This is a genomic window from Streptomyces sp. NPDC018045 (assembly GCF_044327445.1).
GTDB lineage: Bacteria > Actinomycetota > Actinomycetes > Streptomycetales > Streptomycetaceae > Streptomyces.
Genome location: NZ_JBIRFL010000013.1, coordinates 1 through 19,979, shown reverse-complemented (window position 1 = coordinate 19,979; position 19,979 = coordinate 1). Strand labels below are relative to the sequence as shown.

18 protein-coding genes and 2 tRNA genes are annotated in these 19,979 nt (G+C 71.8%); 7 read left to right on the top strand and 13 right to left on the bottom strand.

Features of this window, described 5'->3' with window-relative positions:
* Positions 1-71: 71 nt before the first annotated feature.
* Positions 72-491, top strand: coding sequence for a Fur family transcriptional regulator (locus tag ACH4EB_RS25420; protein WP_398349975.1), 420 nt, complete (start codon positions 72-74; stop codon positions 489-491).
* A 168-nt stretch (positions 492-659) separates the two neighbouring features.
* Positions 660-854, top strand: a complete 195-nt coding sequence (locus tag ACH4EB_RS25415; RefSeq protein ID WP_398349974.1) for a hypothetical protein — start codon at positions 660-662, stop codon at positions 852-854.
* A gap of 76 nt (positions 855-930) precedes the next feature.
* Here the strand turns inward: ACH4EB_RS25415 and ACH4EB_RS25410 are convergent.
* From ACH4EB_RS25410 to ACH4EB_RS25395, 4 genes are all read right to left on the bottom strand, one after another.
* Positions 931-1,004 (bottom strand) — tRNA-Met (locus ACH4EB_RS25410).
* Between the two features lie 121 nt (positions 1,005-1,125).
* Entirely contained in the window at positions 1,126-2,988 is a 1,863-nt protein-coding gene (locus ACH4EB_RS25405) for a tetratricopeptide repeat protein (protein WP_398349972.1), read from the bottom strand.
* A 208-nt stretch (positions 2,989-3,196) separates the two neighbouring features.
* A tRNA-Met gene (locus tag ACH4EB_RS25400) sits at positions 3,197-3,270 on the bottom strand.
* A gap of 78 nt (positions 3,271-3,348) precedes the next feature.
* On the bottom strand, positions 3,349-6,273 hold the full coding sequence (locus ACH4EB_RS25395; RefSeq protein WP_398350130.1) for a UPF0182 family protein: 2,925 nt from the start codon (positions 6,271-6,273) through the stop codon (positions 3,349-3,351).
* Between the two features lie 136 nt (positions 6,274-6,409).
* On the opposite strand from ACH4EB_RS25395, the gene ACH4EB_RS25390 reads away from it, so the two are divergent.
* The gene (locus ACH4EB_RS25390; RefSeq protein WP_398349970.1) at positions 6,410-6,964 is read left to right on the top strand and encodes a PPA1309 family protein; all 555 of its coding nucleotides are present in this window, start codon (positions 6,410-6,412) and stop codon (positions 6,962-6,964) included.
* Positions 6,965-7,187: 223 nt separating this feature from the next.
* On the opposite strand, the gene ACH4EB_RS25385 is transcribed toward ACH4EB_RS25390, so the two are convergent.
* From ACH4EB_RS25385 to ACH4EB_RS25370, 4 genes are all read right to left on the bottom strand, one after another.
* Positions 7,188-8,279: a PDZ domain-containing protein gene (locus ACH4EB_RS25385; RefSeq protein ID WP_398349968.1), complete on the bottom strand. Its 1,092-nt coding sequence runs from the start codon at positions 8,277-8,279 to the stop codon at positions 7,188-7,190.
* 152 nt (positions 8,280-8,431) lie between these two features.
* Positions 8,432-8,611: a hypothetical protein gene (locus ACH4EB_RS25380; RefSeq protein WP_365836013.1), complete on the bottom strand. Its 180-nt coding sequence runs from the start codon at positions 8,609-8,611 to the stop codon at positions 8,432-8,434.
* A 169-nt stretch (positions 8,612-8,780) separates the two neighbouring features.
* Entirely contained in the window at positions 8,781-9,242 is a 462-nt protein-coding gene (locus tag ACH4EB_RS25375; RefSeq protein WP_398349966.1) for a molybdenum cofactor biosynthesis protein MoaE, read from the bottom strand.
* 146 nt (positions 9,243-9,388) lie between these two features.
* Positions 9,389-10,540, bottom strand: coding sequence for an SDR family oxidoreductase (locus ACH4EB_RS25370; RefSeq protein WP_398349965.1), 1,152 nt, complete (start codon positions 10,538-10,540; stop codon positions 9,389-9,391).
* A gap of 192 nt (positions 10,541-10,732) precedes the next feature.
* Between ACH4EB_RS25370 and ACH4EB_RS25365 the strand changes: the two genes are divergently transcribed.
* Positions 10,733-12,220 (top strand): zinc-dependent metalloprotease, encoded by a 1,488-nt coding sequence (locus ACH4EB_RS25365; protein ID WP_398349963.1) that lies wholly within the window; start codon positions 10,733-10,735, stop codon positions 12,218-12,220.
* Positions 12,217-12,744: an NUDIX hydrolase gene (locus ACH4EB_RS25360; protein ID WP_398349962.1), complete on the top strand. Its 528-nt coding sequence runs from the start codon at positions 12,217-12,219 to the stop codon at positions 12,742-12,744. Before ACH4EB_RS25365 ends, ACH4EB_RS25360 begins: the two co-directional genes overlap by 4 nt.
* 66 nt (positions 12,745-12,810) lie before the next feature.
* Here ACH4EB_RS25360 and ACH4EB_RS25355 read toward each other — a convergent pair whose 3' ends face one another.
* The 4 genes from ACH4EB_RS25355 to ACH4EB_RS25340 form a co-directional block, all read right to left on the bottom strand.
* The gene (locus ACH4EB_RS25355; RefSeq protein WP_398349961.1) at positions 12,811-13,569 is read right to left on the bottom strand and encodes an AIM24 family protein; all 759 of its coding nucleotides are present in this window, start codon (positions 13,567-13,569) and stop codon (positions 12,811-12,813) included.
* Between the two features lie 21 nt (positions 13,570-13,590).
* A complete protein-coding gene (locus tag ACH4EB_RS25350) occupies positions 13,591-14,274 on the bottom strand; it encodes an AIM24 family protein (RefSeq protein WP_398349959.1) in 684 nt (227 codons plus the stop codon).
* An 11-nt stretch (positions 14,275-14,285) separates the two neighbouring features.
* A complete protein-coding gene (locus tag ACH4EB_RS25345) occupies positions 14,286-15,959 on the bottom strand; it encodes a TerD family protein (RefSeq protein ID WP_398349958.1) in 1,674 nt (557 codons plus the stop codon).
* Positions 15,960-16,073: 114 nt separating this feature from the next.
* Positions 16,074-16,673 carry a M48 family metallopeptidase gene (locus tag ACH4EB_RS25340; RefSeq protein ID WP_398349957.1) on the bottom strand — a complete coding sequence of 200 codons (600 nt, stop codon included), beginning with the start codon at positions 16,671-16,673 and terminating at the stop codon, positions 16,074-16,076.
* A gap of 190 nt (positions 16,674-16,863) precedes the next feature.
* Between ACH4EB_RS25340 and ACH4EB_RS25335 the strand changes: the two genes are divergently transcribed.
* Together ACH4EB_RS25335 and ACH4EB_RS25330 are read left to right on the top strand one after the other, a co-directional pair.
* Positions 16,864-18,000: a TOMM precursor leader peptide-binding protein gene (locus tag ACH4EB_RS25335; protein ID WP_398349956.1), complete on the top strand. Its 1,137-nt coding sequence runs from the start codon at positions 16,864-16,866 to the stop codon at positions 17,998-18,000.
* Positions 18,001-18,034: 34 nt separating this feature from the next.
* Positions 18,035-19,435: an ABC1 kinase family protein gene (locus ACH4EB_RS25330; RefSeq protein ID WP_398349955.1), complete on the top strand. Its 1,401-nt coding sequence runs from the start codon at positions 18,035-18,037 to the stop codon at positions 19,433-19,435.
* Positions 19,436-19,550: 115 nt separating this feature from the next.
* Here ACH4EB_RS25330 and ACH4EB_RS25325 read toward each other — a convergent pair whose 3' ends face one another.
* Positions 19,551-19,751, bottom strand: coding sequence for a hypothetical protein (locus ACH4EB_RS25325; RefSeq protein WP_398349954.1), 201 nt, complete (start codon positions 19,749-19,751; stop codon positions 19,551-19,553).
* Positions 19,752-19,979: the final 228 nt, after the last annotated feature.

Sequence of the window (19,979 nt, the reverse complement as noted above, 5' to 3'; positions counted from 1 at the left end):
AAAGTCGTACCGAATCCGGTGATGGACGAGCCACTGCTACTCTGGCCTTATCTGACTGATAGGTGATTGGCATGAGTGACCTGCTGGAACGACTCCGGGGACGCGGCTGGCGGCTGACCGCGCAGCGACGCGTCGTCGCCGAGGTCCTCGACGGGGACCACGTCCACTACACCGCTGACGAAGTGCACGCGCGGGCGACCGAGCGCCTGCCGGAGATCTCGCGCGCGACCGTGTACAACACCCTCGGCGAGCTGGTTTCGCTCGGCGAGGTGATCGAGGTCAGCACGGACGGCCGCGCCAAGCGGTACGACCCCAACGCCCACCACGACCACCAGCACCTGGTGTGCTCGCGGTGCGGGACGATAAGGGACGTGCATCTGGACAGCGACCCGCTCGCCGCCCTGCCGGTGCCGGAGCGCTTCGGCTTCCAGGTCTCCGAGGTGTCGGTGACCTACCGGGGCATCTGTCCCAACTGCCACTCGCACCACTGAGCCCGGCGGCGGCTGCGCCGCCGCCCCCAGGAAGAGCCCGCCCTCCGACCCGGCGCGGGCTCTTCGGCATGGGCGGCCATACTCCGGGGCCGGCGCATCCCGGTATGTCTGATACAGGCGTTTTCACCCGACTCGCCGGGGCACTCAGGGGCCCAGGAGGTGGTCACCGTGCCCGAGCCCGGCAGCAAGAAGTACGACACCCGCCGCGCGCGGCTCCGCAAGGACGCCGAGAACAGCGGGATCAGCGGCCAGCAGGCCAACGAGGAAGCCAACGAGACGCTCCAGGACGAAGAGGGCCTGCGCAGCCGGGGCCCGCGAACGGAGCGCGGCCGGGGCCCGAAGGGCGAACGCCCCGGCGAGTGAGCCGGGCGGCGGCCCTGCCGCACCCGCACACACGACGAAGGCCCGGATTCCTGGGAATCCGGGCCTTGGTCTTCAGTAGCGGGGACAGGATTTGAACCTGCGACCTCTGGGTTATGAGCCCAGCGAGCTACCGAGCTGCTCCACCCCGCGCCGTTGTGTGTCTACTGTAACCTCACCGCGCCGACCAGCGCAAATCACGTTCCGTTGCCCTGAGGCCAGCGGCGTCCGGGCGCGCCGTACGGGGCACCCCGCGCACCCCGTACGCCGTCGCCTACGCCGTCAGCTCCTCCTGGAGCGCCTCGCGCAGCCGCGCCGCGCGCTCCGCGACCTCCGGCGGCCCGAGCTCCACGGCCCGCCGGCACCACTGGTGCCCCTCGGCGAGCGCGCCGCGCCGGGCGGCGAGCAGGGCCAGGCGCAGGGCGGCGCGCCCGTGCCCGTCCTCGGCCGCGCGGGTCCACCACAGCGCCGCTTCGGGCAGGCTGCCCTCCCGGGCCAGCAGCAGGCCGAGGTTGAAGGCGCCGTTGCGGCTGCCCGCCTCGGCCGCGGCGCGGTACCAGCGCGCGGCCTCGACCACATCGCCTCGCGCTGCCGCGAACATGCCAACCCGGACCTGGGCGCGCCGGTGCCCCTGCTGCGCGGCGTGCTCGTACCACCGGGTGCACTCGTCGCCCTGTCGCCGCTCGACCGCACCGCCGTCGCGGCGGTCCAGCAGGTCGGCGAGGCGGAACGCGGCCTCGGCGCTGCCGCCCTCCGCCGCGCGGCGCAGGTTCCGCTCGGCGGCCGCCGTGTCGCCGTCGCGCAGTTGGACGATGGCGACCTGGAGGGCGGCCTCGGTGTGACCGGCCGCCGCGGCGCGCTCGTACCACTCGTGCGCCATCCGCTCCGCGCCGCGCTCCGCGTACAGGATGCCGAGGTTGAAGGCGGCGTCCACGCTGCCCGCCTCGGCGGCCTTGGAGAACCATGGTTCGGCGCCGGCCGAGTCGCCGCGCTGGAGCAGCATGATGGCGAGCGCGTTGGCGGCCTCGCGGTGCCCGGCGTAGGCGGCGCGGCGGTACCACTGCTCGCCGCGGCCGTCCCGGCCCTGCTCGGCGCAGAGCAGGCCGATGTTGTACGCGCCGTTGACGTCGCCCGCGTCCAGCGCGGCGCGGTACCAGCGCTCGGCGGTCTGCGTCTCGCCGCGGTCGGCGTGCAGCGCGCCCAGCGCGTTGGCGGCGTTGCCGTCGCCGTCCTGGGCGGCGCGGCGCCACCACTCGGCGGCGCTGTCCTCGTCGCCCGCGTCGCGCAGCAGGAAGCCCAGCGCGCAGGCGGCCCGCGCCTCGCCGCCCTTGGCGGCGGTCAGGTACCAGCGGCCGGCCTCCTGGGTCTCACCGCGCTCCTCCAGGAGCGTGCCCAGGTGCAGGGCGGCACGGCGGTGCCCGCGCGCGGCGGCCTGGCGGTACCACTGCTCGGCCTCGGCGTCCGGAGTGCCGTCGCCGCCCACGGCGTTGGCGCGCTCGTCCAGCAGACGGGCGAGGCGGTACGCGGCCTCGCGGTGCCCGCGCTCGGCGGCGGCCCGGAACCAGCGCTCGGCCCCCACGTCGCCGCGGTGCTCCAGAAGGTCGGCGAGGGCGTACGCGCCCAGGCAGTGTCCCGACTCGGCGGACTGGCGCAGCCAGTACTCGGCGGCGGGCTCGTCGCCGCGTTCACGGTAGAAGCGGCCGAGCGCGTGGGCGGCCGCGGCGGATCCGGCGACGGCGGCGATCCGCCACCAGCCCGCCGCCTCGTCCGCGTAACCGCGCTGGTGCAGCAGGACGCCCAGGTTGTTGGCGGCCGCGCGGTCGCCCGCCGCGGTGGCGGAGCGCAGGTACGGTTCGGCGCCGTCCAGGTCGCCGCGGCGCAGCAGCATCGCGCCCAGCACGCTCATGGCTCCGGTGTCGCCGGCTTCGGCGGCGCGGCGGTGGCCGGCTTCGGTCACGGCTTCGGACGCCTCGGTGGCGGCGTCGGCCTCGATCACGTCCAGCGGCATGTCGGCATCACGCTGGTCCGGAAGCACGGTGTCCCGTCCGCCCGGTGTCCCGGATTCGCGCCCGTCGTCGGGCGCGTGCACAAACCGGCCTGTCTCCAACAACCTTGCCTTGTCCCCCATGAGGGCCATCGTCGCACCACCCGCAACCCGCGTACACCTGGTATACCGCAGCCAGTGAGGTCACTACAGCGTTTTGTCGACTTCCCGATACAGAGACATGCCAAACTCCGTTCCCCTCCGCTTCCGTTCACATCTGGAAAAGGCGTACCCGTCCGGGCGTGTCGCACCACACATGACGAAGGCCCGGATCCCAAGGATCCGGGCCTTCGTTCTTCAGTAGCGGGGACAGGATTTGAACCTGCGACCTCTGGGTTATGAGCCCAGCGAGCTACCGAGCTGCTCCACCCCGCGCCGTTGTGTATCCAAGGTACCACGGCACGGAGGTGGTGCCCGACCCGCCGCTCAGGAGCTGGGGGCCGGGCCGCGGTGTCAGCCTCCGCCGGCGCCGCCGTTCTTGCCGGCGTCACCCTTCTGCGCGGACTTCTTCTCCGCCTCGGCCGCCCGGTCCAGGGCCGCCTTCAGCTTCTTCTGGGCCTCGCCGTAGCCGCCCCAGTCGCCGTCCCTGCGGGCCTTCTCGCCCTCCTCGTACGCCTTCACGGCGTCGTCGAGGGCCTGTTGGACCGTCTGGTCGGCAGGCGGCTGCTGACCCGTGTCGCCGCCGTCGGACGGCGGCTGCTCCGTGCCGGAGCCCGGCGGCTTCTTGCCGAACACGACGTCCAGCGCCTCGGCCAGGTTGTTGCCCAGCACGGGGTCGTTCTCGCCGTAGCTGACCAGCACCTTCTTCAGCAGCGGGTAGTTGGTGCCCGCGCCGCGCAGGTAGACCGGCTCCACGTACAGCAGGCCGCCGTTCATCGGGACCGTCAGCAGGTTGCCGTACTCGATCTCGGAGTCACCGAGTTTCTTCAGGATGTTCAGCTCATTGGCGATCTTTGGATCGGAGTTGAACTTCGACTGGACCTGCTGCGGACCCGGCACCGGTGTCTGGGACGGCAGTTTCAGCACTCTGATCTTGCCGTAGTCACCACTGGTGGCGTTGGCGTCGACGGCCATGAACGCACCCAGGTTGTCCCGCTTGTTGGGGGTGAACGTCGTGGTGAGCGCGAAGGTCTGGGCCTTTTGGTCCGGCATCTTCAGGCTCTGGTAGTACGGCGGCACCGAGTTGCCCGACTTGTTCGTCGGGTCGTTCGGCACCTGCCAGCGCTCGCTGCCCGTGTAGAAGGTGTTCGGGTCGGTGACGTGGTACGTCGTCAGGAGCTGGCGCTGCACCTTGAAGAGGTCCTGCGGGTAGCGCATGTGCTCCATCAGGGACTTGCTGATGGAACTCTTCTTCTCGACCGTGCCCGGGAACGACTTCATCCAGGTCTTCAGGACCGGGTCCTTGGTGTCCCACTGGTAGAGCTTGACCGAGCCGTCATAGGCGTCGACCGTGGCCTTGACCGAGTTGCGGATGTAGTTGACCTGATTCTGCTGGGCGACGACCGCCCGCTGACCATCGGTGAGCGAGTCGGCCGTGGTGTCGCCGAGCGTGGTGCGCGAGGCGTACGGATAGCCGTTGCTCGTCGTGTAGGCGTCGACGATCCACTTGATCCGGCCGTCGATGACCGCCGGGTAGGCGTCGCCGTCGATGGTCAGCCAGGGGGCGACCGCCTCCACGCGCTCCTTGGGCGTGCGGTTGTACAGGATCCGCGAGTTCTTGCCGATGGCGCCCGAGTAGAGGATCTGCGGCTCACCGAACGCGACCGCGTAGGCGGCCCGGTTGATCGGGTTGGCGAGGTTCACCCCGCTCTTGCCCGTGTAGCTGTAGCTCTTCTCGCCGCTCTTGTCGGAGGAGTAGTCCAGCTCCTTCTGCGGCCCGCCCACGATCGAGTACTGCGTGGTCTTCTCGCCGTAGTAGACGCGCTGCTCGTACGGCCCGAACTGGCCCTTCGAGGGCAGCTCGCTCTCGGTGTAGGCTGGCTCGCCGCCCTCGGCGAACGTGGTGCCCTTGGCCGCCACGGCGCCGTACCCGTGGGTGTACTTGAAGTGGTCGTTGATCCAGTTCCGCTCGGAGACGCCGTTGAGGTTCAGCTCACGCAGACCGATGACGGTGTCCTGGTCCTTGCCGTCCTTGTCCTTGTAGCGGTCGACGTCGAGGGTGGACGGGAACTGGTAGTAGCTGCGGACCTGCTGGCGCTGCTGGAAGGCCGGGGAGACCACGTTCGGGTCGAGCAGCCGCACGCTCGCCGTGGTGTCGGCGGCGTCCCGCAGCTTCTGCCGTTCGGTGTCGTCCTTCGGCTTGTAGTTGCCCTCGTAGCTCTGCACGTCGACACCGTTGATGTCGTACGCGTCGCGGGTCGCCTTGATGTTCTGCTTGATGTACGGCGCTTCCTTGGCCTGCTCGTTCGGCTGGACCTGGAACTTCTGCACGATGGCCGGGTACAGACCGCCGATGAGGACCGCGGAGAGCACCATCAGACCGAAGCCGATGACCGGCAACTGCCAGGTACGGCGCCACAGCGTCGCGAAGAAGAGCACCGCGCAGATCGCCGCGATGAAGAACAGGATCGTCTTGGCAGGCAGGTAGGCGTTGGCGTCCACATAGCGCAGGCCGGTCCAGCCGTCGGCGGACTTCAGCCCGCTGGACTTCACCGCCAGGCCGTACCGGTCGAGCCAGTACGCGATGGCCTTGAGCGACACGAAGATGCCCAGCAGCACGGACAGGTGGCCGGTGGCGGCGGCCGTCGCGCGCGAGCCGGGGCTCGTGACGCGCAGCCCGCCGTACAGATAGTGCGTGAGCGCCGCGGCGATCAGGCACAGCACCGCGCACGCGAAGCCGAAGCTGAGCAGGAAGCGGTACCAGGGCAGGTCGAAGGCGTAGAACGAGACGTCCTTGCCGAACTGCGGGTCCTGCTGGCCGAACGGCACGCCGTTCACCCACTGGAGCCACGTACGCCACTGACCGGAGGCCGAGGCACCGGCGATCAGGCCCACCACCGCGGTGACCGCGAGCAGCGCCCACTTCTTGTACGGGGCGATGCCCATGCGGTAGCGGTCCAGGCTCTGCTGCTCCATGGACATCGCACTCAGCGGCGGCCGCAATCGGTGCGCCAGCCAGATGTTGATGCCGACCGCGGCGGCCATCAGGACGCCGAAGGCGAGAAACAGTCCGATCTTCGTCCACAGGGTGGTGGTGAAGACCGAGGAGTACTTGACCGACCGGAACCAGAGCCAGTCGGTCCAGAACCCGGAGAACATGACGAAGAGCATGGCCAGCACGGCCAGCACGCCCAGTGTCATGAGCAGGGTCCGGACCCGCCGGGACGGTCGGCCGACTCTGATCCGTGGCCCTGTCGGGCCTCCGCCGCGGTCCGGCATCTGGAAAGCCAAGGTGCGCACCTCGAAGTTCGCTGTCGTGTTGAGCAGGCCCGGCGATAGTAGGACCCACTGTTGCAACTTACTAAGGCTTTACTCGGTTCCCGTTTTCCGGGGTCCGCAAGGCACGATATTGAGCATGAACAACCTTCCCGTCGACGGCACCCCCCTCGCCGCCAGCCCGCTGACCCGCGCCGTACTCGAAATCGACGAGTACGCCGCCGGGCTCGGCTGGGACCAGCCCGCCCGCCTCTTCGCCCTCGTGGACACCGCACAGCTCCGTGAGCAGGAACCCTCGCTCGCCGAACAGCTCGGCATCGACGACTCCACCACCGCCTCGCTGACCCCGGTCGAGCAGGACGAGGTCCCCGCCGACGCGCCGCTGGACGAGTTCCTGGCGACCATCGGCTGGCCGGACGCGGTGGCCGGCTGCGCGATGACCGTGGAGCGGCTGATGCTGCCGCCGTCCGCGGAGGACTCCGTACCGGAGGGCATGGACGAGGCCCAGCTCGCGAAGTGGGTCGCCGACCACCCGGACCGCCAGGAGGTGCGGATGACGGTGGCGGTGCTGCGGGACGGCACGCGCGAGTCGGCGCTGCGGCTGCGGGAGAAGGACGCCACGTCCGAGGTGCTGACCGGCTCGGCGCTGGTGCCGGGGCTGGCGGACGCGCTGGCCGCCACCTTCGAGGGCTGACACGGCGGCCGGTCCGGAGCCGGGGCGGGTGCCCCGGCACGGCCGGTGGCGGGGCTCTCAGCGCCTCTCACGGGCCCTCTTGCGGGCGGGGCGGGCAGTCGGCTCGTACGGACGCCCGGCAGCCCGGGGCTCTCGTACGGGCGGAGCGGGCGCCGGGCCCGCTTCCGGGGCGGCAGTGCCGGGCCCGTCGGGCGCGGCAGTGCCGGGCCCGGAAGCGGGCCGCCTACTTGTTCGCGGGGCAGCTCGGCAAGGCGGCCGTGTCGCCCTTGCGGATCTTCTCCAGGGACGTCAGCGCGTCCTGGATGGTGTCCACCTTGACCAGGCGCAGGCCCTCCGGGTGGTCGTCGACGACGGTCGCGCAGTTGTCCTTGGGCGTGAGGAAATACTCGGCGCCCTTGTTGCGCGCGCCGACGACCTTCATCGCGATGCCGCCGATCGGCCCGACCTTGCCCTCGGCGTCGATCGTGCCCGTACCGGCGATGAACTTGCCGCCGGTCAGGTCCTCGGGCGTGAGCTTGTCGATGATCCCGAGGGCGAACATCAGCCCGGCGCTGGGGCCGCTGACGTCGGCCAGCTTGATGTCGACGTTGAACGGGAACGTGTAGTCGATACCGGCCTGGATGCCGACGACGGACCGGCCGTCCTTGGCCTTCGCGGTCGTGACGGCGACGTCCTTGGTGGGGCCCTCGGGCCGCTTGCCCTTCTTCTGGGCCGCGGCCGCCTCCTTGGCCGGGATCACCGTGAAGACCGCCCGCTCACCGGGCTTGTGCCGGGTGACGAGCTTGGCGACGTCGGTGTTGGCCTTGATCGCCGTACCGTCCACGGCCTTGATCACGTCTCCGGCGTGCAGCTTGCCGTCCGCGGGGGCGTCCTTGACGACGGATGCCACCACCGTCTGGGAACCCACCGGGATCTTGAGCTGCTTGAACGCCGCGACCTTGGCGCTCTCCAGGGACTGGGAGAACTCCTCGGCGTTCTGCTGATCGGACTGCTCCGCCGTCTGGCCCTCCGGGTAGAGGGTCTTGTGCGGCACCACGAGGCTGTCGTGCTTCAGCCAGCCGACGACCGCCTCGAAGAGGTTCATCCGGTATTCGGCGCCGGTGACCCGGACCGTGACCATGTTGAGGTTGCCGGAGGTCGGGTACGTCTTGTGCCCGGATATCTGCAGCACCGGATCGCCCTTGTGCTCACCCAGGGTGTTGGTCGTGGGCCCCGGATACATCTCCGAATACGGAACGGGAATCACCATCCCGGCGCAGATCAGCGCAATCAGCATCACGAGAGAGGCGAGCAGCGTCGCGGTGCGGCGTGGCATGGAACGACAGTACGGGACGCCTCCGACACCCGGTCCCCGGGGCCGTCCGTCCGGAGGCGGGCGGAAACGGGCGAGGGCACCGGGCAACCGGAACCACGACGGCCGCTTGCGGCCGCGTACGCCCGCCACGCCGTCGATTCAGCTCGTCGTGCTCATGCCGCGTCAGAACCGGAATGCGCCTTCTCGGGCTTCTCCATCGCCTCCCGGAAGCGCGCGTAGCCCGCCAGTTCCGCGACGTCCCCGGTCCGGCGGTTGCGCGATGCCCAACTGCTCCACACGACGGCGGCGATGACGGCGAGAACCGGAATCAGCAACCAGAGAAGCGCTCCCACAGCGGCCTCCCGACCCCTTGTACAACCGCAACGACGAATAAGACGAATAAGCAGATTAACCATCTGCCAGGTCAACGCTTACGCCAGGGGCCGGGTTACGCAACCGGAGCGCGCGTAAAGGCTTTGCCGCACGCCTCCCGGAACGGGCGCCACCGCCGGGAACCGGCCGTCAGCAGGCGCCGACCCACTCCTGCGTACCGTCCGAAAATCGCTGGTGCTTCCATATCGGCACCTCGTGCTTGAGGTCGTCGATCAGCCGCCGGCAGGCCGCGAACGCCTCCGCCCGGTGCGGGCAGGAGACCGCCACGACGACGGCGAGGTCACCGATGGACAGCTCGCCCACGCGGTGCACCGCGGCCAGCGCGCGTACGGGAAAGTCGGCGGCCACCTTCTCGGCGACGCGGCGCAGTTCGGCCTCGGCGCTCGGGTGCGCCGAGTAGCCGAGGGCGTCGACGTCGGCGCCGCCGTCGTGGGAACGGACCGTGCCGACGAACAGGGCCGTGCCGCCGGCGGCCGGGTCACCGACGGCCGCGAAGACCTCGTCCAAGGACAGCGGGGTGTCACGGACCGCGAGAAGGCGGATCGCGTCCGCCGCACCCTGCTCGCCCGGGTGGTCATACGTGCCTGGCATGGCTCCATCGTGCCGTACGCGGCGGCGCCACGGGGCATGGCCTTTCCACCGGTCCTGTAACAGGGCGCATTGGAGGCTCCTACAGGCGCACGGACAGCGCGCCCGTATCGACCCGCGAAGGCCACCCCGCGGCCGGTCCGCGGGCCTCAGATGCGCCGTCGGGCCTTGCGGGCCCGGCGTACCAGGGCGGCGGTGCCCAGGAGGGCGACCGTCGCGCCGGCCGCGCCGGCCGCGGTGGCGTCCTTGCGGCCCAGGCGGCGGCCCGCGACCGTGTGCCGGCCCGCGACCTCCTCCAGCAGCTCGGCCAGCACCTCTTCGTTCGTCCACCGGGGGCGCCAGCCCGCCTCGTGCAGCCGGCTGCCGCTGACGACCCACGGATGCATCGTGTATGCCAGGTCACCGGCGGGCGACGGCGTGAGGCCGATGCGGTGCAGCCGGGCGGCGGCGCCGAGCGCCACCGAGGACGGCAGCTCCATGCGCCGGATACCGGACAGCTCCTCGACCTCCTCCTGCTCCAGCCACCCGTCGCAGCCCACCGCCAGCTCGCCGTCGACCTTCTCCAGCGCGGCGTACCGCAGGGCGCTGACCAGGTCCTCCACGTGGCAGAACTGCCAGGCGGGGCGGGAACCGGCGACGACCAGCAGCCGCGGCGACTCGAAGTAGCGGGTCAGCGCGGTGTCCGTACCGCCCACCAGGACGGTGGGGCGCAGGACGGTGACGTTCAGGCCGGGGTGCGCGCGGGGCGCGCGATGCGCCAGGCGCTCGATCTCCAAAAGGTCGCCGACCCCGGTGGCGTCGGCGGTGGCCCGCAGCTCGGCGTCCTCGGCCAGCGGCACGTCGTTGTCCGGGAGCGCGCCGTAGACCATGGCGGAGGTGCAGAGCACGACCCGGTGCACGCCGGCGGCCGCGGCGGCCGTGAGGACCGTCTGCGTACCGCGCACGTTGTACGCCGTACGGGCCGCGGCGTCGGTCTCCAGGTCGAGGTCGACGGCGAGGTGCACGACGACGTCGGCGCCGCGCAGCTTGTCGGCGATGGCCGGGTCCCGGACGTCCAGGACGTGCCAGTGCGCCTCGGCGGCCTCGCCGCGCCGCTCGTCGATGGCCACGACCCGCTTGACCTCGTCGGACTCGGTCAGCGCCTGGGTCAGCAGGGCGCCCACCCCGGAGGCGGCGCCGGTGACCGCGACGACGGGGCGGCGCAGCGGCCGGGCGGGCGCGCCGGCCACCTGTTTTCCTGCGGTCTCGGAATCGGCCGCAGCGTTTCGCGCTGCGCGAACGGTCGGATCTGGGGAACTCACCGGGCGTCTCCAGCGGTTGTCTTCAGTGCGTAGGCGTGCTGACGCGTACGTACCAGGTGGCGTCCATCCTGCCGCAGGCGCCGGGACGGCGAAGCACCGAGCCCCGAAGCGGGGCGGGTGTCTAGGCTGGAAGAGAATGTCGGGCAGCCGCCGCCGGCCCCGGGCCGGCGGCCCTACGAGCCGAGGAAACCCGTGAGTGACACCCCATTTGGATTCGGCCTTCCGCCGGAGGAGCCGGAGGACGGCGACAACGGCAAGAAGAAGGGCGGCCAGGGAGGTAGCCAGGGCCCCGCGAACCCGTTCGGATTCGGCGGCGGGAGCGGCGGCGCGGACAACCCGTTCGCGGCGCTCTTCGGCGGCATGGGCGGCCCTGGTGGCGAGATGAACCCTGGCGATCTTGGCGCCGCCTTCCAGAAGCTGGGCCAGATGCTCTCGTACGAGGGCGGCCCGGTGAACTGGGACATGGCCAAGGACATCGCGCGGCAGACCGTCGCGCAGGGCACCGAGGACGGCACCAAGGACGCGAGCGTCTCCCCCGGTGAGCGGGCGGCCGTCGAGGAGGCCGTGCGCCTCGCCGACCTGTGGCTGGACGGCGTGACGTCGTTGCCGTCGGGCGCGAGCACGGTGCTGTCGTGGAGCCGCGCCGAGTGGGTCGAGGAGACCCTGCCGGTGTGGAAGGACCTGGTGGACCCGGTCGCGGAGCGCGTCGGAGCGGCCATGGGCGATGTCCTGCCCGAGGAGATGCAGGCCATGGCGGGCCCGCTGCTCGGCATGATGCGCTCCATGGGCGGCGCCATGTTCGGCACGCAGATCGGACAGGCGCTGGGCGTCCTGGCCGGCGAGGTCGTCGGCTCCACGGACGTCGGGCTGCCCCTGGGGCCGGCCGGCAAGGCCGCGCTGCTGCCGGGCAACATCGCGAGCTTCGGCTCCGGCCTCGGCGTGCCCGAGGAGGAGGTGCGACTCTACCTGGCCCTGCGCGAGGCCGCCCACCAGCGGCTCTTCGCCCACGTGCCGTGGCTGCGCTCGCACCTGTTCGGCGCGGTCGAGGGGTACGCCCGCGGCATCAAGGTCGACACGACCAAGCTGGAGGACGTGGTCGGCCAGCTCGACCCGCAGCACCCCGAGGAGCTGCAGAACGCCCTCCAGCAGGGCATGTTCCAGCCGGAGGACACCCCGGAGCAGAAGGCGGCGCTGGCCCGTCTGGAGACGGCGCTGGCCCTCGTCGAGGGCTGGGTGGACGCGGTGGTGCACGCCGCCGCCTCCCCGCACCTGCCGTCGGCCGACGCGCTGCGCGAGACGCTGCGGCGGCGCCGGGCGACCGGTGGTCCGGCCGAGCAGACCTTCGCCACCCTCATCGGCCTGGAGCTGCGTCCGCGGCGCCTGCGGGACGCCTCGCGGCTGTGGGCCCTGCTGACGGACGCGCGCGGCCTGGACGGCCGGGACGCGCTCTGGGAGCACCCGGACATGCTGCCGACGGCCGCCGACCTGGACGACCCGGACGGCTTCGTCCACCACGAGCAGTTGGACTTCTCCGAGCTGGACAAGATGCTCGGGGAGGCCGCGGGCGGCGCCGGGAAGCCGGACCTGACGAAGGAGACCGGCGAGGGCGGTGCCCAGGGCGGCTCTGAGGAGGGCGGCAAGCCCGGGGCCGAAGGCGACAAGGGCGACGGCGAGAAGTGAGCCTTCACGACGACGCGGCGCGGGTCCTCAAGGAGTGGCCCGCGCCGTCCCCTGAGCAGGAGCGGCTGCGGCTCTCCTACCTGGACCATCTGGCGGCCCACCCCGACGGCATGGGCAAGCCCTGCAAGGACGGGCACATCACGGCCAGCGCCCTGGTCATCGATCCGGCGCGCGGCCGGGTCCTGCTGACGCTGCACCGCAAGCTCAAGATGTGGCTCCAGATGGGCGGGCACTGCGAGCCGGAGGACGCCACGCTCGCTGACGCGGCGCTGCGCGAGGCGCGCGAGGAGTCCGGGATCGCGTCCGGGCTGACGCTGCTGGGCGGGCCGGTGCGCCTGGACCGGCATCTGACGCCGTGCGCGTGGCATCTGGACGTGCAGTACGCGGCGCTGGCGCCCGACGGCGCCGAGGCGGTGATCAGCGACGAGTCGCTGGATCTTCGCTGGTTCCCGTACGCCGAGGTGGCGGAGGTGGCGGACGAGTCGGTCGTACGCCTCGTGGAGCGCACGCGCGCGCTTCTGTAGGGCACGCGTCGGCCGCCCGCGCACCCCTCCTGGGGAGGGGCGCGCGGGCCGCCCGTGCGGTGCGTCTCAGTTGGTGAAGATGTTGCCCTGGTTCTGGCCGTGGGCGCCTTGCTGCCCCATGCCGAACTGGGCGGCCAGGCCGGACCCGAGGACGGCGTTCTGCGGCGGCAGCAGCTCACTGGGCTGGACGAGCGCGTAGCCCTGCCCCAGGAAGCTCAGCTCCCAGCCCTCGCCCGTGCTGCCGCGGCGCCGCCAGACGCCCGAGGAGTGCGTCTGCGCCTGCATCTGGACCCGCAGCGAGGCGGACCAGGCGACCACCGCGTCCGCGTCGGCGTTGACGTACTTGTCCGGGGTGACCTGCATCATCAGCGGCTGGCCCGAGGTCATCAGCACGACCTTGCCGCGGCCGGAGATATTGAGCTGGTACTTCCCGGTTCCGGAGATCCCGTACTGGCTGTCCACCGAGATCACCTCCCAGTGGAGGCCGGAGTCAAGCGCCAGCACATAGCTGCTGTCCACGGTCAGACCGTCGTGGTCGACGTCCATGACGTGCACGTACTGCGCGAGGTTGGCCAGGTAGACGGTGCCCTGCCCGGAGACGCGCATCAGGTCCAGGCCCTCACCGGAGGCGGCGCGGGCGCGCTGCTGGCCCGGTGTCTGATGATTCCCGTCGAATTCCAGCAGTCCCTGGTAGGCGACCATGCTGCCCTTACGGGCGAGCAGGTCCTCGTGGCCCTGTAGGGCGACCCGCAGGAGCTGCGGGTTCTGCAGGGTGTACCGGTCCTGGGTCTGCGCCTCGGTATGGGCGAAAAGCGGACTCTGCATGATGGCTTGACGTCCTCCCCCTCAGCCCCGGGTCCGGAGCCGGTCGGTGCTGTCCTCACTGGGCTGTACGACGACGAAGCCCTGGCCCGAGAAGCCGAGCTGGTACGCCTCGCCGCTGCCGCGCCCGATCATCGAGGACGCCTTGAAGCTGCGCTTGCCCTTCATCTTCAGATTGGCCGACCAGGCGACGAGCGCGTCCGGATCGACGTACGTCTCGTCCTCGCCGCGCCCGCAGTCCACCACGATCGGGGTGCCGCGGGAGGTCAGCGCGACCCAGCCGGTGCCCGAGATGCCGACGTTGAAGAGGCCCTGACCGGCGAACTTCGCCATGCCCTTGACGCGCTGGACGCCCCACTGGAGGTGGGCGTCGAAGGCCAGGAGGTTGGTGCCGTTGACGGAGATCGAGTCGCCGTCGAGGTTGACGCAGACGACGTCCGCGCCGTAGTCGGCGAGGTAGAGCAGGCCGTCACCGGTGCACTTCATCAGGGGCGCGCCCTCGCCGGTCAGCCACTGGGAGGCCATCTGGCGGACCGCGGGCGGGTTGGGCTCGTACTGGACGAAGCCCTCGTAGGCGACCATCGAGCCGGTGCGGGCGAAGATGTCCTGACCGCTCTGCATGGCGATCTTCACCATCGCACTGCCGTGGTTCTCCATGCGGGCGGCGGGTGCGGTCGGGGCATGGCCCGAGAGATGCTGTTCATACATGGCGGGCTCCCTCAGACCTCGTAGGGCTGGACGACGATGAAGTTGCCGGGCGCGCCCCGGAACTGGAGGTTCACGGTCTCGCCGGAGTGACCCGGATACGCGCTGCGGCGCAGGCTCACCTGACTGGAGATGATCACCTGCGAGGCGGCCGACCAGGCGACGATGGCGTTGGCGTCCGCGAACGTCGTCGGGGTGACCGGGAGGACGACCGGGGTGCCCTGGGTCGTGACGACGACCGTGCCGGTGCCCTGGAACTGCATGGTGAACAGCGCGCCGCCCGGGATGCCGTGCCCCTCGATACGGCGGGTCTCGTGCTGCAGCGTCTCGTCGAAGGCGAGCACACTCTCGGCCGACACGCAGATCGCGTCGCCCTGGAGCTCGATGGGGTGCACATGGGCGCTGTTGTCCGCGAAGAACACCTGGCCCTGGCCCGTGCAGCGCATGAGCTGCATCTCCTGGCCGGTGGCGTTGCCCACGACGCGGCCCCGGAGGCCGGCGCCCTTGTAGGAGAAGTCGACCTTGCCCTGGTAGAGCACCATGCTGCCCTGACGGGCGAGCACCGGCTGCCCGTCGATGCCGAGGTCGGCGCGGATCAGTTTCTCGTTCTGCGGCGTCCACCGCCGGCCCGTGGGCGCTTCGCGGTACTTCTCCAGGACGACGCCGAGGCCGGGGCCGCCGCCCTTGGGCACGCCGTACGAGGCAGGGGCCGGCAGGCCGGGGAACCGGCCGCCCGGCTGGCCGTACGGGGCCTGGGGCGGGGCTTGGTGAGCCGGCTGGCCGTACGGCGGCGGTGCCTGCTGGTGCGGGGGCTGCTGTCCGGGGACCTGACCGGGTGGTGTGCCGGGGGGCGCCATCGGAGCCGCGATCGTCGGGGCGGTGTGCGCCTGCGGAGCCGGCTGCTGGGGCGGCGGGGGCTGCGGCGGCTGCGCCTGGGCCGGGACCTGCGGCTGAGGGGCTCCGTGCGGCTGCTGCCCCTCGGGAGCGCCTGGGGGCGCGCTCGGTGGCGCGCCGAAGGCCGGAGCGGGCTGCTGCTGCGGGGCGGGCTGTCCCTGGGCTCCCGGGACGGCGAAACCCGGCGGCGGCTCGGAGGTGGCGGGCGGCGCGAAACCCGGCACCGCGCCCTGCGGCGCCGGCTCGGGGGCGGCCGCGGGCTCTTCCTCGGCGACCGCACCGCCGAAGTTCTTCAGCAGCGCCTCCAGACCGCCGTCGAAGCCCTGCCCGACCGCGGCGAAGCGCCACACGTCCTTCAGATAGAAGTCGCCGAGCATCACGGCGCGCTCGGTGCTGAACTCGGCACCGTCGAACGCGTACCGCGCGACCTCCTCGCCGCCGGCGACGATGCGCAGGTAACCAGGGCCTACCTGGGACATCTGGCCCGCGCCGTCGAGCGTGGCGGTGAAGGAGAGCTTCTGGACGTGCTGCGGGATCCGGTCGAGCGTGACCCGGAAGGACTCCGTGTCGCCCGCCTGGGGGCCCAGCAACTGGATGGCCCCCTCGGGTGACGCGGGCTGGTTGAAGAAGACGAAATACCGGTCGTCGGAGAGCCGCTCGTCCGCGTCGAGACCGAAGCAACTGATGTCGAAGGACAGACCGGACCCCGCGATCCGCACGCCCACGTACAGATCCGTCCCGGCCGTCAGATCACTGATCCTGGCCTTGTGGCCCCGCTGGAATTCCCTGGCCATACGTAACGACCGTCCCCCGCTCCCGCTGTGCGCTCTGATGACGTCGCGCCAGGCTAACCGCTGCCGCCGACAGCGGGCGATGCCGGGGACAGCACGAACCGGGCACAACCGGCCCTATTCCGTACGGGCCGCGGGCAAATGCGGCAGCCGGTCCGCCGCGACCACCCCTTCGAGATAGCCGCGCGCACGCTCCGTACGCGGGTATGTCTCCAAAAGCTGCCAGAAACGCTGCCCGTGACCGGGGACGAGAAGGTGCGCCAGTTCGTGGAGGAGTACGTAGTCGACGACGTACTCCGGCATTCCCTGGAGCCGGTGCGAGAGGCGGATGCTGCCCTCCGCGGGTGTGCAGGATCCCCAGCGGGTGTTCTGGTTCGTCACCCAGCGCACGGTCGCGGGCCGCGCGCGGCCGCCCAGGTACTGCTCCGACAGGCGCTCGGCGCGTTCGGCCAGCTCGCTGTCGCCGAGTTGCCGCTTGCTCTCCTGCGCGGCGAGCTTGTCCAGCATCACCGTGACCCAGCGCCGCTCCTCGGCCTCGGACATCCGGGCCGGGATCAGGACGATGGTGCGGTCTCCCTCGCGGTAGGCGGAGACCGTACGGCGTCGCCGCGAGCTCCTGCGCACCTCGACCGCGCTTGTCGCGGAACGCCCGGTCGCGGGGCGCGCGGCGGTCCTGCGTTGGGGGTCTGCGGCTCGGCGCAAAGGGTCGGCGGGCACGCCCCGACGTTACCCGCTGCCCGTACGGGAAGTCCCGCCCCCGGCTTGCGCCACGTTCCCGAACCGCTCAGAGGCGGGTACGGCTTGTATGACTATTGCCTGTCGGCTGTGGACAACTTCCGACGCCCGCCGCGCGGGCGGGGGATGCTGAAGACCGCTGGACGAAATCCGATCGACGGGGGACGGATTCATGTATCCGATGCTCAAGCCCGCGCTGCGGCGCGGATGGCGGGACCGCGAGACGGTGCGGTTCGGGGTGGCCCCCGCGCACGCGGTGGAGCTGGGACCGGTGGACACGGCCACCGGGAGTTTTCTGGCCTTGATCGACGGCACGCGGAGCCTTGAGCAGTTGGCGGACGCCGCCGAGTCGCTGGGCCTGCCGGCCGAGCACGCGCGGCGGGTGGTGGACCGGCTGGGGCGGGCCGGCCTGCTCGACGTGCCGTCGGCGGGCGGTGCGGCGGCCGAGACGGTGCGCGCGGACGCCGCGGCCTTCGGCCGGCTCCGGGCGGATCTCGCGTCGCTGTCCGTGCGGCATCCCGAGGCCGCGGGCGGATTGGAGCGGATGGGAGCGCGGCACGCCATACGGGCGCGGGTGCGCGGCGCCGGCCGGGTGGGCGCCTCGGTCGCGGCCCTGCTCTCGGCGGCGGGCATCGGACGGGTGGAGGTGCAGGACGGCGGGAAGGTCGAGCCCTGGGACGTCGTACCGGGCGGGGTGCGGGCGGAGCAGATCGGCGCGCGCCGGGACACCGCTGCCCGCAGTCTGGTCCACCGTGCCTCACCCTGGTCGCGCAGGCTCCGGCCCGAAAGCGGGCCGTCGGACGCGGGGGAGCCGGGCCTCGGGCTGGTCGTGATCGCTCCGCGTGACGGCCTCGCCGCCTACGCCCCCGATCCGGTCCTGTGCGAGCCCTTCCTGACCGCGGGAATCCCTCATCTGTTCGCGGGGGTGGTCGAGGGGACCGGCGTGGTGGGCCCGCTGGTCCTGCCGGGCGGCTCCTCCTGCGCGGGCTGTTTGCAGCTCCGGCGTACGGACGCGGAGCCGGCCTGGCCGCGGCTGCTGGCCCAGTGGCGGTCCGGGCGCGGCGCGCCGGCCGTCCCGGCGTGCGACGCGGCGCTGGCGACGTCGGTGGCGGGGCTGGCCGCCGTGCAGGCGCTGGCGTTCCTGGACGGTCAGTTGCCACCCTGCACGGGAGCCCGGATGGAGGTCGCGCTGCCCTGTGCGGACTGGCGGACGACCAGGGTCGCGCCGCATCCGGAGTGCGGCTGCGGCGCGGCAGCGCCGGCCGGAGCCTCGGATCCGCGTCGGCGACACGTAACAATGGCGGAGTAACCCCGGTTGGGGACAGTGTGAGTTGGAGGGGCGCATGTCAGATCTTCCCCGCAAGGCGGTCACCCGTACCGCCAAGCTGGCCGCGCTGCCACTGGGATTCGCCGGCCGCGCCACCTGGGGGCTGGGCAAGCGGATCGGCGGCAGGTCGGCGGACCTCGTCGGCCGCGAGCTCCAGCAGCGGACCGCCGAGCAGCTCTTCCGGGTGCTCGGCGAGCTGAAGGGCGGTGCCATGAAGTTCGGGCAGGCGCTGTCGGTCTTCGAGTCGGCACTGCCGGAGGAGATCGCCGGTCCGTACCGCGCCGCGCTCACCAAACTTCAGGAAGCCGCGCCGCCGATGCCGACGGATTCGGTGCACGCGGTGCTGGCGGAGCGGCTGGGCGAGGGCTGGCGCGAGCTGTTCACGGAGTTCGACGACAAGCCGTCGGCGGCCGCGTCGATCGGGCAGGTCCACCGCGCGGTCTGGCACGACGGCCGCGCGGTGGCCGTCAAGGTCCAGTATCCGGGAGCGGGCGCGGCCCTGCTGTCCGACCTGTCCCAACTGGGCCGGTTCGCCCGGCTGCTCGGGCCGCTGATCCCCGGCATGGACATCAAGCCGCTGATCTCCGAGCTGCGCGACCGGGTCTCCGAGGAGCTGGACTACGCCCTGGAGGCCGAGGCCCAGCAGGCACACGCCGAGGAGTTCGCCGACGATCCCGACGTACGGGTGCCCGCCGTGGTCCATCAGGGTGACCAGGTGCTGGTGACCGAGTGGATGGACGGCGTCCCCCTCTCGGAGATCATCGCGAACGGCACCCAGGAGGAGCGCGACCGGGCCGGGCAGCTCCTCGCCCGCTTCCTCTTCTCCGGCACCGCCCGCACGGGCCTGCTGCACGCCGACCCCCACCCGGGGAACTTCCGGCTGCTGACCGGTGACGCCCCCGACGGCCCGGCGGAGAGGTGGCGGCTGGGCGTGCTCGACTTCGGCACGGTCGACCGGCTGCCGGACGGCCTGCCGCCCACGATCGGCGCCTCACTGCGCATGACGCTCGACGGCGAGGCCGACGCGGTCTACGAACTGCTGTGCGAGGAGGGCTTCGTGAAGGAGTCCATCGAGCTGGACCCCGACGCGGTGCTGGACTATCTGCTCCCGATCATCGAACCGGCCCAGGTGGACGGCTTCACCTTCACCCGCTCCTGGATGCGCACCCAGGCCGCGCGCATCGCCGACCCCCGCTCCCCCGCCTACCAACTGGGCCGCCAGCTCAACCTGCCCCCCTCCTACCTGCTGATACACCGCGTGACGCTGAGCACGATCGGCGTGCTGTGCCAGTTGGGGGCCACCGTCCGGCTGCGCGACGAGCTGGAGTCCTGGCTCCCGGGCTTCACCTCCGCCGGCACGCCCGCCGCTTCCGTACCCGAGCAGAACCACTCCACGGTGGAGGAAACGCCGGCCTGACGCATACGGCGGACCGGCCCTTGCGGCGCGTCGGCCCACCGCGGGACGACGCACCGCGCCTCCCCGCGCCTCCACCTCGTCGGCACCCCGCCTTCACCGCGGCGGCGTCCCGCCTTCACCGCGTCGGTACCGGGTCCAGGTGGGACTCGATGACGCGCAGGTGGGCGCGGGTGCAGGTGTCGCAGAGGTGGTGGCGGGTGCCGTTGGTGATGGTGCAGGTCCAGGTGGTCGGTGTGCCCTCGGCGGTGGTGCCGCACTGGGCGCATTCCGCGTTGTCGGTGGTCAACTCCGCCTGTTCGTACGTCTTCTGGTTCATCAGCCGACAATATCCCCGCCACCACCGGGAAAGGGGGCACAACGCCTCAGGGGCCGCCCAGTTGGACAGCCCCTGAGGTGTGTGGTGTGTGCGTGGTCGCCTGCTGCGGTGGCGACACCGCCGGGGGGGCCCCCCCCCCCCCCGGGCCCCCCCCCCCCCGGGGGCCGGCCCAACGCCCCCCCCCCCCCCCCCCCCCCCCCCCCCCCCCCCCCCCCCCCCCCCCCCCCC

Excerpts from the sequence above, each read along its gene's own strand:
- ACH4EB_RS25420 (WP_398349975.1), top strand. The coding sequence starts at position 72 with ATGAGTGACCTGCTGGAACGACTCCGGGGACGCGGCTGGCGGCTGACC.
- ACH4EB_RS25405 (WP_398349972.1), bottom strand. The coding sequence starts at position 2,988 with ATGGCCCTCATGGGGGACAAGGCAAGGTTGTTGGAGACAGGCCGGTTT.
- ACH4EB_RS25395 (WP_398350130.1), bottom strand. The coding sequence starts at position 6,273 with ATGCCGGACCGCGGCGGAGGCCCGACAGGGCCACGGATCAGAGTCGGC.
- ACH4EB_RS25390 (WP_398349970.1), top strand. The coding sequence starts at position 6,410 with ATGAACAACCTTCCCGTCGACGGCACCCCCCTCGCCGCCAGCCCGCTG.
- ACH4EB_RS25385 (WP_398349968.1), bottom strand. The coding sequence starts at position 8,279 with ATGCCACGCCGCACCGCGACGCTGCTCGCCTCTCTCGTGATGCTGATT.
- ACH4EB_RS25375 (WP_398349966.1), bottom strand. The coding sequence starts at position 9,242 with ATGCCAGGCACGTATGACCACCCGGGCGAGCAGGGTGCGGCGGACGCG.
- ACH4EB_RS25355 (WP_398349961.1), bottom strand. The coding sequence starts at position 13,569 with ATGCAGAGTCCGCTTTTCGCCCATACCGAGGCGCAGACCCAGGACCGG.
- ACH4EB_RS25350 (WP_398349959.1), bottom strand. The coding sequence starts at position 14,274 with ATGTATGAACAGCATCTCTCGGGCCATGCCCCGACCGCACCCGCCGCC.
- ACH4EB_RS25345 (WP_398349958.1), bottom strand. The coding sequence starts at position 15,959 with ATGGCCAGGGAATTCCAGCGGGGCCACAAGGCCAGGATCAGTGATCTG.
- ACH4EB_RS25335 (WP_398349956.1), top strand. The coding sequence starts at position 16,864 with ATGTATCCGATGCTCAAGCCCGCGCTGCGGCGCGGATGGCGGGACCGC.
- ACH4EB_RS25330 (WP_398349955.1), top strand. The coding sequence starts at position 18,035 with ATGTCAGATCTTCCCCGCAAGGCGGTCACCCGTACCGCCAAGCTGGCC.
- ACH4EB_RS25325 (WP_398349954.1), bottom strand. The coding sequence starts at position 19,751 with ATGAACCAGAAGACGTACGAACAGGCGGAGTTGACCACCGACAACGCG.